Genomic DNA, 16,842 nt, shown 5'->3' with positions numbered 1-16,842 from the left:
AAACGTTACTGAGCTTGAAGCGCTTCTTGCTTGTCACCCGTCATGACGAAGTGAAGCTCGCCGCCCGCTTTGATTTCGCTGTGCTTGAAGGTGAAGTTGGCATCCAGCGGTTTGCCGTTGATGGTTACGGACTTCACGTACTTGTTGTGTGGGCTGTTATTGTCTGCGATGACTGTGAACTCGCCGCCTTCCAATGGAATGGTGATTTCATCAAACATAGGACGACCGATGGTGTAGACCGGATCCGCAGGCGTCACTTGGTAGAAGCCCATTGCCGACATCAAGTACCAAGAGCTCATCTGACCTACGTCTTCGTTACCAATCAAACCAGTTGGCTCGCTGGTGTACATCTCTGACATGATGCGGTCTAGGTACTCTTGCGCTTTCCATGGCTCATCCGTTAGCGCGTATAGGTAAGGAATGTGGTGCGATGGCTCGTTACCGTGCATGTACTGACCGATGTAACCCGTTAGGTCTGGTAGCTCTTCGCCTGTGTTTGAAGAACGTGCATTAAATAGCTCGTCCAAATCTTCACGGAACGCTTTCTCTGGCGTGGTGTCTTTGCCTTGCGCCAAGTCGGCTTGGTAGATTTCTTGTTTCAGACGGTTGAAATCGTGCATTGGTTGGAATTTCCATTGCCACGCGTTCCCTTCGGTGTAGGCAAACTCGTCCACGTAGTAAGGGTCGAATGGTAGCAGTGGGCATTTCTCTTTCATCACGCCGGAGCCTTCTGGCCACTCAACCATTTCACACTCATCCAAACGTTCTTCATCAATTGGTTGGTTGAACTCCAAAGGTGGTTTGTTTGGTGATGAGCTAAGCGGGTGGTTTTTCGGACGTAAGAAGCCTGTCTCTGCATCTCAATGGTTAAGCCAGTTGTCGGCACGAGTCATAAACTCTTCTTGCAGTTTTACATCGCCAGCCATGCGTGCGATTTCTGCCATTGCCCAGTCACCGTAAGCAAACTCAAGCGTGTAAGACGCACTGTTCCAGTAGCCATGATGAACAAAGCCGTTTTCTTCGTACACTTTCACTTGCACAACGTTTGCTGCGCCTATGTTGTTGTCTTCCGTCCAATCTGGGAATTCAGACGCCTCGTGGTAACGCACCGTAAACTCAGCCGCTTCTTTAGCCAGTTGTGGGTCGATGTCTAAGCCTTTCGCCATCGCGTCAGCAATGATAGAAACCGCAGGGAAGCCGATCATAGTGCCCGTGTAGTGGCTGTGCAGTTCCCATTTCGGCAAGATGCCACCGTCTTCGTATTTACGAATTAAGTCGTTGGCAAACTCTTCGGCACGTTCTGGGTCGATGATGGTTTTCAGTGGATGTGCAGCGCGGAAGGTATCCCACATGGAGTACACAGAGTAGTTTGGTGTGTCACCCGCGTCTTTTTGAATGCGAGTACGCATCGCAGGGTATTGACCGTCGACATCTTGGAAAATCATTGGCGCGATAGAAGCGTGGTAAAGCGCGGTGTAGAAGATCTCTTTCTGATCTTCCGTGCCGCCAGATACCATCATGCGGCTAAGCTCTTGGTGCCATGCGTCGTTGGCTTGAGCGCGCGCAGTATCAAATGACACGTCTTTCGCTTCTGCTTCTAGGTTTTTCTCCGCACCTTCTGTACCTGTTGGTGACAAGCCTACTTGGATTTCTAGCGGTGTTGATGATGGTGCGAATTCTAGGTAAGCGATGGTTTTCACTGCGTCGATGTTGTCGTTGTTTACATCGATTTCCGTTTCTGCGCCATCAACCAAAGCAATGGCTTTAACGATAGGTTGGTTGAAGGTGGCGTAGAAGTACACGTGCTGGTTGTTCGCCCAGCCGTTTGAGCTACGTAAACCGCGAATGGTGTAAGCGTCGATAAACTCCAAATCGCCCTTCATGGTGCGGTTGTTGAAGTGACCTTTGTTGAGAGTGTGGTCTAAATCGAACTTGATGTGTGGTGTCGTGCCTTCTTTGAAGGTGTAGCGGTGGAAGCCAACACGTTGCGTGGTGGTTAGCTCGGCTTTGATTTCGCCTTTGTTCAGTTCAACCGCGTAGTAGCCTGCTTCTGCGGTTTCGTTGTCTTTATCGAAGGTGTTGAAAACGGCGTTTTCTTTCTTGGTGAAAGGCAGAACTAAGATATCACCAAGGTCGGTAATGCCTGTGCCAGAAAGGTGAGTGTGGGAGAAGCCATATACCGGGATTTCAGTCAGTTTGCCGTGGTCGAAGTAGCCTGCGGCAGAGCCCCAGCCTTCCATTTCGGTATCAGGAGAAAGTTGTACCAAACCGTAAGGCACAACCGCCCCTGGGAAGGTGTGACCGTCTGCGCCGGTACCAATCAATGGATTGACGTATTGGGTTAGCGTGGTGTCGAGGGATGGTGTTCCAGATTTACTGTTGTCGTCATCACTGTTACAACCAGCAAGACCAAACATGGCAGCGAGTATAGCGGTAGAGATAAGAGTTCTTTTTAGTTTCATTTTTATGGTTCCACTGAAGTGAAGTTTTTTAGGGGGCTAGATGCCCCCTTTCGTTATTTGGATAGGTGTCGGTTATTGCGCTTTCATCGCTTCAGATTTGTCTGAAGTCATAACGAAATGCAGTTCACCACCGTCTTTCAAATCGCTGTGCGCGAAGCTGAAGTTGTCACTCAATTGTTTGCCGTTGATGGTCACCGACTTCACGTAGATGCTCTCTTGGCTGTTGTTTTCTGAGGTGATGGTGAATTTACCGTCCGCGACTGGAATCACGGCTTTGTCGAACAGAGGACGACCGATGGTGTAACTTGCTTCGCCCGGTGTGACTTGGTAGAAGCCCAATGCAGACATCACATACCACGCCGACATCTGACCGACGTCTTCGTTACCAATCAGACCTTCATGCGTTGGGTGGTAGAACTCGTTCATCGCTTGGTCGACGATTTCTTGTGTCTTCCAAGGCTCAACCGTCCAGTTGTAAAGGTAAGGCACGTGATGATCAGGCTCGTTACCCATCACGAACTGACCGATGTAGCCCGACATATCGTGTGACTGGCTCGTGTCGGCATTTGAGTCCGCATTAAACAGCGCATTCAGGTTAGCGAGGAATGCCGCTTTACCTTGTTCGGTTACGTCTTCAGGAAGAGAGAAGTCAGTACGGTCGATGTGCTCACCACCCATCACGTTAGCCAGACCGTTCAAGTTGTGCGGTGCAAACCATGTCCATTGCCATGTGTTGCCTTCAGTAAAGTCTTCACCACGGTGCTCGGCGCGGTAAGGCCAGAACACGTCACTTTCGTTGAGTGCTTTGCGGTCTTTACACGCGTTGTAGTCCATACCGTCAGGGATAGACAGCGCCATGTTTTCGTCCAAACATTCGGCTTTCAGGTTGTTTGCCCAAACCTTGCTGCCGCTGTTCATGTAAGCCGGACGCATAAAGCCCGTTGCACCCAATGCGTTGCCTTTGGTGTCTTGCAGTTTGCCGTATTGTACTGGGTTGTAATCGAAGTAGTTCTTGAACGATTCAGAGCGCGCCATGTAGAGGTCGTACTGCTGGTCGTTGCCCGCAAGTTTAGCGATCTGAGCGATACACCAGTCGTAGTAAGCGTTCTCAAGACCGTAAGACACCGATTCGTTCACGAGCTCGTCGTATTTGTCGACTTTCAAGCCTTCCACGTAACCCGGTTTATCGCCTGAATCCGGCGCCCATTTGGTGTTGGCTGGAATAAAGCCGACGCCTTCTTGGTAGTCGTTGTGACGCGTCATGACCGTGAAGCGTTTATCACCGTTCCACGCGTCTTGGTAAGGCACCCAGCTTTCGGTTTTATCAAGGTTGAAGTTGACCGTTTCGTCAGCGGCTTTCAACGCCAAATCAAACTCGGCAGCAGTAAAGGCTTCTGGGTGTTTGACCATGATATCGGCGATAACTGAGACTGCAGGATGACCGACCATTTCACCAGTGTAATCCGAGTGCAGTTCCCATTTTGGCAGCACACCACCTGTTTGGTATTTGTTCAATAGATCGCGTGCGTGTTCAATTGCGCGGTCTTTATCGATGATGGTTTTCAGTGGGTGTGCGGCGCGGAACGTATCCCACATTGAGTACACTGAGTAGTTCACTAAGCCATCTTCTGCTTGGTGCACTTTGCCATCCATGCCACGGTATTTGCCATCCACGTCTTGGTATAGGAATGGAGCAACGAACGTACGGTAGAGCGAGGTGTAGAACATGGTTTTGTCGGCTTTGTTGCCACCTTCCAGTTCAAACTCGCCAAGGATGTTTTCCCAAGCCACGCGGTTTTGTTGTACGACGTTGTCGAAATCCCAGCCGTTAGTGTCTGCTTCTAGGTTTTTCAGTGCGCCGTCAACGCCAGTGCCAGAAATCGCTACTTTGACCACCAATGGCTCATCGCTCTTACCAAAGTTCAAATGCGTCAGGACATCGTTTGCGCGTTTTGCCAAACGTTCTGGGTCAGGTTCTGGTTCGCCCGGCATTGGTTTGTGCTCTGCGTAACCACGGTAATCTTCCAAGCCGACTTCGGTAGCGTCAGTTGGGGTCAGTTTGCTCTCAGAAGCCAGCTTGGTGTACAGGTTCTCTTCAATGATTGGATCAGAGAATTCTGCCGCGAAGAACACGGTTTGCCATTGACCCCATTCGTTTGAGGTACGCGCGCCTACGACGGTAGTGTCGTTAACGCGTTTGTAGTAAATGCTGCGAGAGTGGTTGCCGTATTGTTCCAACAGTTCGTGTTGAAGATCGATACGTACTTTGCGGTCTTCACCCGGTTTGAAGGTGTAACGTTGGAACGCCACGCGGTCGGTTGCCGAAAGCTCAGCTTTTACGCCGGTTTCTACAAGATCAACCGAGTAGTAACCAACCTCTGCCACTTCCGAGCTTTTATCCATGGTTACGGCATCGGTATTGAAGCCTGTGTATGGCAAGAAAGCGAAGTCGTTTAGGTCGCCTTTACCTGCGCCAGAAATGTGAGTCATTGAGAAGCCAGAAAGCAGGCTGTGCACAGGATCGTATTCGACAGGTGAGCCTTTGCCATTCCAACCGTTTGGATCGAAGTTATCTGGTGACGGTTGAATCATACCTTCTGGCATAACTGGAGAAGGGTTGACGTTGCCAAGACCTTTAGTGCCGATCAAGGTATCAACGAATTCCAAAGTAGGGGTAGAGATAACTGGATTTTCTGGATCAGAGTCGCTGCCACAACCAGCAAGACCAAGCATGGCGGTTAACACTGCGGTAGAGAGTAGGGTTCTTTTTAGTTTCATTGTTTTTATTCCACGAGAAAAGGGGACACGAAGTCCCCTCAAAATCATTATTCGCCTAGGTTGGCTTGCATTGCTTCAGACTTGTCAGCCGTCATCACGAAGTGCAGTTCGCCGCCCGCTTTGAATTCGCTGTGCTGGAAGGTGTTGTACACATCCAGAGGCTTACCGTTGATGGTCACTTCTTTGATGTACATGTTGTCTGGACCGTTGTTCTCAGCCGTTACCGTGAAGGTGCCAGAACCAATGTCTACCGTCGCTTTGTCGAAGATTGGACGACCGATGCTGTAGGTTGGATCGGTTGGCGAGATTTGGTAGAAGCCCAGTGCTGACATCAAGTACCACGCCGACATTTGACCCACATCTTCGTTACCGATGATGCCGTCTGGCGTCGGTTTGTAGAACTGGTCGTAAACTTGGTCTAGGTATTCCTGCGCCTTGTAAGATTCTTCAGTGCGGTTGTACAAGTAGATGACGTGGTGCGAAGGCTCGTTACCGTGAATGTACTGACCGATGTAGCCTGTCATGTCTTGGTGCGCTTCGCCGCCATTTGGATCGGCAGTAAATAGGTTGTTCAGCTTGTCGTTCAGACCTTGTGTGCCGCCCATGATTTCAGTCAGCTTGTCCAAGTCTTGCATGAACGCCCATTGCCACTGCCACGCGTTACCTTCTGTGTAGTAGAACGCGTCAGACTTGTAAGGGTCGAAATCAGTTGAAGCGTATTTCAGTGCACATGGGTCGCCTTCTTTCAGTTCTGTTGGTACGAAGAAGCCCGTGCCGTCTGCGTTACCTGCTTTTGCATCCCAGTGTTTCAAAGAGTTGTAAGAACGAGCCTTGAACTCTTCATACGCGTCCATATCACCAGCGGCTTTCGCCATTTCTGCGATCGTCCAATCGTAGAAGGAGAATTCCAACGAGTACGACACAGAGTTCCAGTTGGGGTAACGAACACACTGTTCTTTCTCGTGGTAGTTCAACTGACCTGCCATGAGTGAGCTTAAGATGTCGTCATGAATCTGTGGGTACTCATGCGGTGTGTAGCGAGCTGATTTTACTGAAGCTGTGTAAGCTTGCTCTGCATCAATCAAGCCTTTGGTCACCGCATCGCCAAGAATCGCTGCCGATGGGTAGCCGATCATGGTGCCTGTTTCTGAGCCATGACCTTCCCATTTCGGCAATAGACCAAACTCGTCGTTGGATTTACGAATCAAGTCTTTCACGTATAGCGTTGCTTGATCTGGGTCGATGATGGTCCACATTGGGTGAACCGCGCGGAACGTATCCCACGTTGAGTAAATCGAGTAGTTTGGTGTGTCGCCATCTTTCAGTGTGCGCACTGTGCCAAGCATATCCACGTATTGACCATCCACATCGTAGAACTCGATTGGGGCGATCATCATGTGGTACATGCCAGTGTAGAAGTTGGTTTTCTCTGCGTCTGTGCCGCCTTCAACTTTGATTTTTGCTAGCTTCTCAGCCCATGCGTATTCTGCGTCTTCTTTCACTTGTGCTAGGTCGAAACTTGGTGCTTCCGCTTCTAAGTTTTTCTGTGCGCCTTGCCAGTTAACTGGAGAGATACCCACGCGGATTTCAATTGGATCTTCGCCTGTACCGAAGTTTAGGTAAGCGGTCAGATCATCGCCTGAGTAAACCGCACCATCACGCATTTCGCGCGTTGGCTCTAGGTCTTGTTCGCCTAACAGTGCTTTGGCGATTGGTTGGTTAAATTTCGCGTAAAAGAAGATGTCTTGACCTTGGTGATCTTGCCCTTGGAACCAGCCTGTTGAGGTTTTACGACCGCGAATGGTGTATTCGTCCACCACTTCTACTTTGTTCTTCAAAGACTTGCCGTTGTTGTTCATTAGGGTATGACCTAAATCGAACTTCACGTTGCGGTCTGCGCCATCAGCAAAGGTGTATTTATGCAAACCAACGCGTTTGGTGGCGCTCAGTTCTACTTCGATTTGGCCTTGGTTTAGCTTGGTTTTGTAGTAGCCTGCGCTTGCTTCTTCATTGGCTTTGTCGAAAGAGTTCAGTTGTGTGTTCGCCATGTCTGCGTATGGCAGAACCAAGATGTCGCCTAAGTCCGTTGCGCCTGTACCTGAAAGGTGAGTATGGGAGAAGCCGTACAGCGGAACGTCAGTGTTAACCACTTCGCCAGTTTCGTAGTTAGATGAATCCCAGTAGCCAGAAGCCGAGTGCCAAGGGTTAAGCCCTGATTCGTGATCAGTGTTAGAACCGATGAAAGTATCTGGAGACAGTTGAACCATACCTGCCGGTACCGTCGCGCCCGGGAATGTATGACCAGAAGCTGCTGTGCCGATCATAGGATCGACGTATTTCAATACCGCAAGATCAACAATTGGATCGCCCGGCAGTGAAGAGGAAGAATCGTTGTCGCTGTTACAGCCAGCCAAGCCACCCGTCAGACCAACCAGGATAGCCAAAGAGATAAGATTACGTTTAAACATGTGCATACCGTTTTGTCGTTATTCGTATATAAGAGTGTTTATAAGAGACTGTTTCTAAAGGACTGCTTATAAAATTTGCTTGTAGGGATAGCCGGGAGATGCGCTCCCCCGGCTGAGTTGTCACTATTGGGATTAACGAGAACCTGCTGGCATTTCGTCTTCATGCAAGAACTCACCGATGCCTTGTGCTGGTGGAAGATCTTGCTCTAGAGAGCCCCAACGTTGATTTGGTTTGTCGCCCATCACGAACTCCAACTCACCGCCGTACATGATTTCGTCATGAGTCAGGTAAGTGCGGTTGAAGTCTTTGCCGTTGTAGCGAGCCGATTGAATGAAGATGTTTTCGCGGCTAACGTTCTTCGCGGTCACCGTGAACTTCTGGTTGTTGCCGACATCGATAGACGCGCTTTCAAACAGCGGAGTCCCGATTTCGTAGATGCCAGAAGAAGCATTCACTGGGTAGAAGCCAAGCGCACGGAACACAAACCACGCAGAGAGCGTACCGAAGTCGTCGTTACCACAAATGCCGTCAGCGGTGTTCTTGTAGCAAATGTTGGTTGCTGCGGCGATGGCTGCCTGACCTTTCCAAGGTTGACCGACGTAGTTGTACAAGTAAGGAACGTGGATATCTGGTTCGTTACCTTGAACGTGCTGACCAACGTTACCTGTGTTGAACACTGGGAATTGGTTGTCGCCTGCGTTGCGGTCTGGGTAGGTTGACCAGTACTCATCCAAGCGCGCTGCGAACAAGTCACCGCGTTCTGCTTCAGGGTTTTGTGTCTTGTCGAAGCGTGTCATCAGGTCAATCAAGCCATGAATGTCGTGCTGAACACTGAACGAGTATTGCCAGCCATTCGATTCAGAAAATGCCCAGTTAAACATGTCTGGACGCCAGTCTTTACCCACCGCGCGACCAGTGATTGGGTCTACCCAACCTGCATCGATAAACTCGCCATCGTAGTCACGGGCTTTGAACCAACCTTGGTATTGCTTACCGCCGAAGTCGAATTGCGCTTGCCAGTTTTTAGAACGGTTAGCGAACTCGGTGTAGCGTGGATCTTCTTCACCGAAGACTTCTTTGACCGATTGTGCGATTGCCCAGTCGTTCATTGAGTATTCAAGCGAGTAAGATGCTGTCCAAGAGTCTTTAAATGGTGAGTGACTGCCGTAAGAATCTGGTGGAGTGTCGTGCAATTGCGCTGGCACGTAACCTTGTTCTTCGTACTCTTTGATCCATGCTACGCCTTGGCTCGTCACTGCGCGTGCGTCAGTGATCATTGCTTCAACTAAGCGTTCTTTAACGTCTTTGCGCTCAGCTTCTGTGAAGCCAAGATCGATCATGCGTTTTTCTAGTGAGCCTTTCGACAACACATCATGAATCACAGGCGTTGAGTGCATGCCCATCATCATGCCTGTTTCGTTGCCTTTGAATGTCCACTCAGGCAGACGACCTTTGCGCACGTTGCCTTTGTCATCCACCCATTCTTCTTCGGCGTAAGACAGCATAGACAGCACCACGTCGGCTAAGCGGTCTGGCTCAAGAATCGAAGACAACGGTTGAACTGCGCGGTAGGTATCCCACAAAGAGAAAGTGTCATAGCGCGTGAAGTCTGCTTTGCCATCTTTGTTAGCATCGGCAGTGCGGATCGACTCTTTCAGCGTATCGATCTTGTCGCCCCAAGGTGTGTTGCCATCTGGGTAAGCGTTACGACCTTGGTGAACTTGGCGGTAGCGACCATCTAAGTCAGAGTGAATGGTTTGACCTAGGTACGAGTGGTACATCGCGGTGTAGAACGTCTGTTTGTAATCTTCGTCGCCAGAGACTTGGATCTTGCCGAGTTCGTCTTCCCATTTCTTCGTTGCCGCTTCGCGTACTTGGTCGAAGTTCATGCCCGCAACTTCTGTCATGTTAAGAAAAGCACCTGACTTGCCGTTCTCGCCGATCTCAACGTTTGATAGCGCCAATTTTGCTTCAACCGTTAAGCCGTCTTTTGAGGTGTCGAACTCTACGTAAGCGCGTGCGTATTGGTACTTGCCGCGTGTTTCGTTACCGATTTCTGTAATGCCTTCTGGCACGTCCATGTAACGACCTTGCTCTTTATCGTAGTAAGCAAAGCGAACGTTTTTGATTGGTTGGTCGAATTCCATCACGAAGAATTCTTTTTGGCTTGGTGCCCAGCCGTCAGAGAAACGGTGACCTTCTAGACGGTTATTGTCTTTGTCCCATTTCAAGTAAGAATCTGAGGTGTAGTCCCAGTTAATTTTGAAGCCAGTGTTCACGATGATTTCTGACTTCTCATCACGAGGGAAGGTGTAGCGGTGTACACCAACGCGATCAGACGCCGTCAACTCGGCTTTGATGTCGTAATCCAATAGATCGACTTTGTAGTAACCTGCTGTCGCTTGCTCGTCACGATGTTGGAAGCGAGACGCTTCTAGGTTTAGCGTTGCCGAACCTTCATCAATCATGTAATCCGAACGCGAGTTGATTGGCATGACGAGAATGTCGTTCAAGTCGCCAGCACCTGCTCCGGAAAGGTGGGTATGAGAGAAACCGGAAGTACGTGCGTCGTGGTAGTAGTAGCCTGAAATGTATTCCCAGCCGTTAGAACCGTTGTTTGGAGAAAGCTGCACCATGCCGTGTGGTGTGGTTGCACCAGGGTAGGTGTTGCCTAGGTTACCTGTGCCGATGAATGGGTTGACGTAGCGTGTTACGTCCATATCGGCGAAATCTACCGGGATGTGAACGCCCATGTCGATTTCAGGTGTTTCTGGGTTTGGCTTGTCATCACAGTCGCCATCGCCAACTGGAGGACATACTGGCTTGCCGCCGTCAGGAATATCCGGCAGTGCAGGGTTGGTGTCACCGCCTTCATAAATGTTGGTTGTGTCGTCGTTACAGCCAGTCAGACCGACTAGACCACTGAGAACTGCGCAAGCGAGTAGGGAAGGTTTGAATTTCATTTTTAAAGCCTTGTAAATTGTAGGGTTATATAATTAAAAAAATCAGGGGTATTACTAAAACTTAAAAACTTGAAATAGAGCCCTTTGGGGGAAAGGGCTCTTAGGGGGAGGAGCTTAAGGTTTAAGCTTTCACAAGAGTCGCTGCGTTACGCATCGCTTCTTTCGTTGAACACTCAACAACGTTTGCTTTTGCAAAGTGGTGAGCGTCTTTTACTTGGATATCGTGAGCTAGAATAACCAGCTTCGCGTTTGCTACATCTAGGTCAGTGATGCGGTTCTGGATACCGTTTTGACCTTGAGTTTCTACTTTGATTTTCAGACCAGCTGCCGCACCTGCTTTCTCTAGTGCTTTCGCTGCCATGAATGTGTGTGCTACGCCAGATGGGCAACATGTTACTGCTACGATGTCGTACTCGCCTTCGCCTGCTGCTGGAGCCGCTTGAGCTTGTGCAGGTGCTGCTTCAACGATTTCGTCTTCTGCTTCTTCTTCAGCAACTGGTTTCCAGAAGCCAACGATAACTGCTGTTGTTAGTGAGCCTAGTGCGATACCCACAACGTACATTGGGATGTTGCTTGATACAGGAGCTGTGATTAGACCGCCCCATGGTGCGTGTAGTAGTACGTCTGTTAGGAAGCCGAACACACAGCCAACGATACCGCCAGCAACGATTGAAGGAAGAACGCGTACAGGGTCGTTTGCTGCGAATGGGATAGCACCTTCAGAGATACCGATAGAACCCATGATTGCTGCTGCTTTACCTGCTTCTTGTTCTTGCTTAGTGAACTTCTTCTTGAATAGGAATGTTGCTAGCGCCATACCTAGAGGAGGCGTACAGATTGCGATACCAACACCACCCATTAGCCATGGTTGAGTATCAACTTGAGTTTGAGCGAATAGCGTTGCTACTTTGTTGATTGGACCGCCCATATCGAAAGCAGTCATACCACCAAGAATCGTACCTAGAACCACTTTAGAAGCGCCAGCCATAGAAGCTAGGAATTCGTTCATAGAAGCCATGAAGATCTTGATTGGCTCACCGATACCCCATAGAACGATACCTGCAGAGATAAGCGTACCTAGTAGAGGGTAGATGAAGTAAGCGCCCAACGCAGTCATGTTAGCAGAAAGAGGGATCTTCTTAAGTTGGAATACCACACCACCAGCGATGAAGCCCGCTACGATACAACCAAGGAAGCCGCCGCCCATGTCAGCCATGATGCCAGAAGAGATCATCGCTGGAGCTAGTGCTGGTTTGTCTGCAATTGAGTAACCGATGAAGCCACCAAGAATAATTGGGAACAGCACCAGACCTTTAATACCGATATTAGAAATATCAGCCAATAAACCGTCCGCAGGAACCGCACCTTTACCTGATGCCATTACCGCTAGCGCCAGTAGTACACCACCCGCAACGATAAATGGAAGCATGTGAGAAGTACCGAATAAAAGGTGACCTTTCATGGTACTTAGGATTTTTTTGAAATCGCTATTATTACTAGCTTGAGCTGTGATTGTACTCATAATTTCACGCCTTATGAATTAATTAAAATATTTAGTATTTGGTTTTCGTCTTTTGCGTTATGAATATCTTCAATAAACTCTTCGCTAAATTTACCGAATAATTCTTGAAGAACATAAATATGGTGGTCGGCACCGTTATCTGGTGAGGCAATCATGAAGAATACGGTCGGTTTGACTCCCTCTTCGTCGCCATACTCGATGCCTTCGCGCTTTACGCCAACAGCGATTGCAGGCTCTGTAACCGCTTTGCTTTTTGCGTGTGGGTAAGCGATGCCGTCCATTGAAGTTACGCTTAATGCTTCACGCGCTTCGATGTCGGTTAAAAAAGCCTCTCTGCTGCTGATTCGATTATTTTCGAATAGCATTTGCGCTAGCTCTTCAAAGACTTCTTTTTTATTATTAGCTTGAAGGTTGCCTTTAATTAAATTGACGTTTGTTAGTTCTGTTATCATTTTTTGACTCATTGGTACTGAAGTAATGAGGCAAATTTAATTAATGTTACGGTTTTCTGAAATAGTAAAAAAAATCCAATAACTATATTTTTGTATCACACAAGCTTAAGTGTGATTTAGCTCTCCAATATATCAATATAAAACTAGGATGAATGAATATCAAAAGCCAATAACGGCGGTTATTGGCTGAACTATAAAATGTAACAGTATGAAGGAAGCTTAATTAGCGTTCACTAACTGTAAGCGCGCACAACACGACCTTCACAATCCAAAGTGACCTGTTTTGCGTAAGCCGGAATGAAAACAGATTGTCCTTTTTCAACCACGCATGTTTCGCCGTTTGCGTGAGTTAGCACAAGCTTGTTATCCAGAGGCATAAGGATTTCTGCGGTTCTTACATCAAGTGTTCGTTGGTTGGCATGCTTTACAATCGCGAATTTGAAATCGTCGACGGGAATTGGGTATTCCAACATGTCGTTGTTTTCGATTGGTGCAAGCAGTAGGGTGTCGAATGGTTTTTCTTCGAAGCGTGTGCATGCAACGAGTTCTTTTACGTCCATATACTTCGGTGTTAAACCTGCGCGTAGTACATTGTCTGAGTTCGCCATGATCTCAAGACCCGTCCCTTTCAAGTACGCGTGTGGCGTTTCTGCATCCAAGAACATCGCTTCGCCTGGTTTCAGCGTGATAACGTTGAGTAGCAAGGGCGCAAACAAACCAATGTCGCCCGGGTATTGCGTTTCTAACTCCAAGATCAGGTTGAACAGAGGTAAGTCGGTGATGCGAGCTTGTGCCAATAGCACCGTCAACGCCATCTCTTTCTGTTCGCCTTCCAGTGACAATAGACCGGAGAAGAAGCTCGCCAATCCTTTGGAAGTTTGATTGTCGATAAGGTCATCCACCAAGCCTTGCAGCTCAGGAATCGCCAGCTCAGAAAAGAAGCTGATGATTTCACTTGTTGGGCGGAAGCCATTCATCGCTTGGTATTCGGTTAGCGCGTAAACCAATTCTGGTTTGTGGTTTGGATCTTTGTAGTTACGGTTTGCAGCGGTTAGGGGAATGCCTTGTTTTTCTTCCAGTGCAAAACCTAGTTCTGCTTGTTGCTTGTTTGGGTGCACCTGAATCGACAGCGCTTTCTCAGCGGCAAGCACTTTAAACAGGTATGGAAGTTCACCAAAACGGTTTGCGACTTCTTCACTCAGAAAAGCATTCATGTCTTGAGCAATCAGTGAAGAGAGTTTGGTCTCCTTGCCGTTTACCATCACCACTGAGCAACCGTTTGGATGCGCGCCCATCCATACTTCTGCTTGTGGTTCGCCCGTTGGGTTTTCAATGCCAAACAGTTGGTTAACAGAAGTAGTACTGCCCCAAGCGTAGTTTTGAATCACGTTGTTCATCAGGAAAAACGTCGGATGCGCAGCTTGAGTTTGAATCGTTTGTGTATCGGACATCGTTAAATCAGACATAGAGTGTCACCATGAGAGAAAATCATGGCTTGGGCGACATTGCCCAAGCCATAGAAGCCATTTGGGGGAGGGGGGATTAAGCAGCTGCTTGCATCATTTTTGCTTTACGTACTTTCTTCAACGTTACACACGTTACTGCGGTAACCGTTGCGCCAGCTGCCATACAAATCAGAGCAAGGACTGGGTGGTTCATCGCGCCAAGTAGAGCGACCACGGGACCGCCGTGAGCAACGCTGTTGGTGATGCCGAATGAGAACGCCATTACTGCCGCCACCATTGAGCCAAGTACGTTTGCAGGAATCACTGACATTGGATCTTGCGCCGCGAATGGAATCGCACCCTCAGAGATTCCCACCAGACCCATTGCACCTGCTGCTTTACCTGCTTCGGTTTCTGATTCTTCGAACAGGTCGAACTTACGACCAAGCGCCGTTGCCAGTGCCATGCCTAGAGGAGCAACAGGGATTGCACACGCCATCGCACCCATAAATTGAGTTTGACCGCTCGCAATCATGCCCACAGAGAATAGGAATGCGACCTTGTTGAATGGACCACCCATATCGAAGCCAGCCATACCACCAAGTACGATACCCAGTAGAACGACGTTACCTGTACTCATGCTAGTGAGTAGCGCAGTCAGACCGTCCATTAGGCTTGCGATTGGCGCGCCGATAACGAAGATGAAAAGACCAGCGATGAATAGCGAACCTGTGATTGGTGCGATCATGATTGGCACCAAAGGTTGGATGAACTTGTGGTAGTTAATCGACGTAATCCACTTCACGAAGTAACCCACAAGCAGACCGGCGATGATGGCACCGATAAAGCCTGTACCAGCGTCTGCGCCATAGAAAGAACCATTATTTGCAATCCAACCACCGATCAAGCCAGGAGCTAGAGCTGGGCGATCAGCAATCGCGTAAGCAATGTAACCGGCAAGGATTGGGATCATCAGCGTAAAGGCAACCACACCGACGTTGAGGATTTGGTTCCACATGCTGCCTTCAGGAATCGCCATACCCGCTTCACTTGGCTGACCGCCTACAGCAAGAGCAAGGGCAATCAACAGACCACCGGTTACGACGAATGGGATCATGTGTGATACGCCATTCATCAAGTAGCGATATAAGTCAGAACGAGCTTGAGAAGCTTTGTCGGCAACCGATGCTTGCGTATTGCCATTGGACTCAGCTTGGTAGGTCGGTGCGTTTAACGCTTCATTAATCAGTCCTTGAGCATCGCGGATTGGGGCTTTTACGTTGGTTTTAACCACGCGTTTTCCCGCAAAGCGGTTCATGTCGACTTGTTTGTCACATGCCACGATGATTGCGTCTGCACGCTCGATTTCTTCTGCGGTTGGGCTGTTTTTCACACCGATTGAACCGTTCGTTTCAACCTTGATTTCGTAGCCCATCGCTGCTGCGCCTTTCTCTAGCGCTTCTGCTGCTAGGTAGGTGTGAGCAACGCCCGCAGGACAACCGGTAACACCAATGATGAAACCTTGGTTTGCTGGAGCATCTGTCACTGGTTGCGGTTCTTCTTTAGCAAGAAGGAGTGCCAGTGCGTCTTGGCTGTTTGCTGCGCCTAAGAACGCATCGATGAAACCATCTTCAATCAGTTTTGAAGACAGTTCTGCAAGTACTTCGATGTGGTGGTTATCGCCACCGTCTGGAGAAGCGATCATGAAGAACAGCTTTGAAGGTAAACCGTCTTCCGCGCCGTACTCGATACCTGATTTGCTTACGCCGATCACAACCGCCGGTTCAATCACAGCGGCGCTTTTCGCGTGTGGAATTGCCACGCCATCTTCAAATCCGGTATTTCCTAATTCTTCACGTGTTTTTATATCTGCAAGAAATTGTGTTTGGTCAGAAATACGACCTTGGGCATGAAGAACGGCAACCAGTTCTTTAAATACGTCTTCTTTTGAAGACGCTTTAAGATCAAGCTTAATTAAGTCTTCATTTATTAGTTTGGTGATCATTGTCGAACCCCTATAAATATAATTTTTATTTCAGGGGTATTTTTAAATTACTGAGAAAAAGACTGTAGTGAAGAAAAAATGCATTTACTGGAGGATTGTAACCGACTAACTATAGTGTGATTTAGATCGTTCACTGGACAAATCTAGCTGCATATCTGTGACATGATGGATAAGAAGCTAAACGATAAGTAAAATGTGGCTTTGCTCCCATTTGAAAAGGGATTGAGTGTTGTTGATAGAGTTTTTGTTACTGGAGATTTGATACGTTAACTGGATTTTTGTAACATTAAAATGGAAGTGTGATTTTGCTCAATAGCACAAAAGTCCAGTCCGGTGTATATCTATAGTAAATAGCATCATTGATGCATATATAGAGTGTGAGACAATGATTTTTCATGATTTAATTTCAGCGGTATTAAATGAAAGAGAGCCATTTCATAATATTTGGTTTGCAGGAGATTTTCATACGCCGCCTGAATTTAGCTATCAAGTTAATTTCCCTCGCCTAGAGTTAGTTCTGGATGGGGAATATATTAATGAAATGGAAAGTCATGATCGAAAAGTAACGCACATCGTTGCTAAAAAAGGCGACGCGATATTTATTCCACCTAACTGTTGGAATAAACCAGACTGGGATACCGATTGCTCAGTGTTAAGTATTTTGTTTGGGGGCTTTGTTGCGTAATTCGGACAGAAAACCAAGTCGTCCGAAATTGAATAATTATTAAACAATATACTGAGTTTCA

General features: G+C 48.2%; 7 protein-coding genes and 2 pseudogenes. 1 reads left to right on the top strand and 8 read right to left on the bottom strand.

The window, feature by feature from the left end; genetic code table 11:
* Positions 1-5: 5 nt before the first annotated feature.
* The 8 genes and pseudogenes from R7040_RS22670 to R7040_RS22635 form a co-directional block, all read right to left on the bottom strand.
* Positions 6-2,462: pseudogene (locus R7040_RS22670) on the bottom strand (GH92 family glycosyl hydrolase).
* A 72-nt stretch (positions 2,463-2,534) separates the two neighbouring features.
* Positions 2,535-5,240, bottom strand: coding sequence for a GH92 family glycosyl hydrolase (locus R7040_RS22665; protein WP_213895769.1), 2,706 nt, complete (start codon positions 5,238-5,240; stop codon positions 2,535-2,537).
* A gap of 47 nt (positions 5,241-5,287) precedes the next feature.
* Positions 5,288-7,708 (bottom strand): GH92 family glycosyl hydrolase, encoded by a 2,421-nt coding sequence (locus tag R7040_RS22660; RefSeq protein ID WP_213963680.1) that lies wholly within the window; start codon positions 7,706-7,708, stop codon positions 5,288-5,290.
* Positions 7,709-7,840: 132 nt separating this feature from the next.
* Positions 7,841-10,672: a GH92 family glycosyl hydrolase gene (locus R7040_RS22655; protein WP_213963681.1), complete on the bottom strand. Its 2,832-nt coding sequence runs from the start codon at positions 10,670-10,672 to the stop codon at positions 7,841-7,843.
* A gap of 121 nt (positions 10,673-10,793) precedes the next feature.
* Positions 10,794-12,194, bottom strand: a complete 1,401-nt coding sequence (locus R7040_RS22650; RefSeq protein WP_318097202.1) for a fructose-specific PTS transporter subunit EIIC — start codon at positions 12,192-12,194, stop codon at positions 10,794-10,796.
* Positions 12,195-12,205: 11 nt separating this feature from the next.
* Entirely contained in the window at positions 12,206-12,646 is a 441-nt protein-coding gene (locus R7040_RS22645) for a PTS sugar transporter subunit IIA (protein ID WP_009697925.1), read from the bottom strand.
* A 233-nt stretch (positions 12,647-12,879) separates the two neighbouring features.
* On the bottom strand, positions 12,880-14,097 hold the full coding sequence (gene manA / locus R7040_RS22640; RefSeq protein ID WP_373921468.1) for a mannose-6-phosphate isomerase, class I: 1,218 nt from the start codon (positions 14,095-14,097) through the stop codon (positions 12,880-12,882).
* A gap of 91 nt (positions 14,098-14,188) precedes the next feature.
* A complete protein-coding gene (locus R7040_RS22635; RefSeq protein WP_140283079.1) occupies positions 14,189-16,096 on the bottom strand; it encodes a fructose-specific PTS transporter subunit EIIC in 1,908 nt (635 codons plus the stop codon).
* 385 nt (positions 16,097-16,481) lie between these two features.
* On the opposite strand from R7040_RS22635, the pseudogene R7040_RS22630 reads away from it, so the two are divergent.
* Positions 16,482-16,766: pseudogene (locus R7040_RS22630) on the top strand (AraC family transcriptional regulator); the annotation flags it as partial.
* Between the last annotated feature and the right edge of the window lie 76 nt (positions 16,767-16,842).

This window comes from Vibrio sp. 1069, from assembly GCF_033340555.1.
Note: the sequence above shows the minus strand (reverse complement) of the source record. Positions and strands in the feature narration are given on the sequence as shown.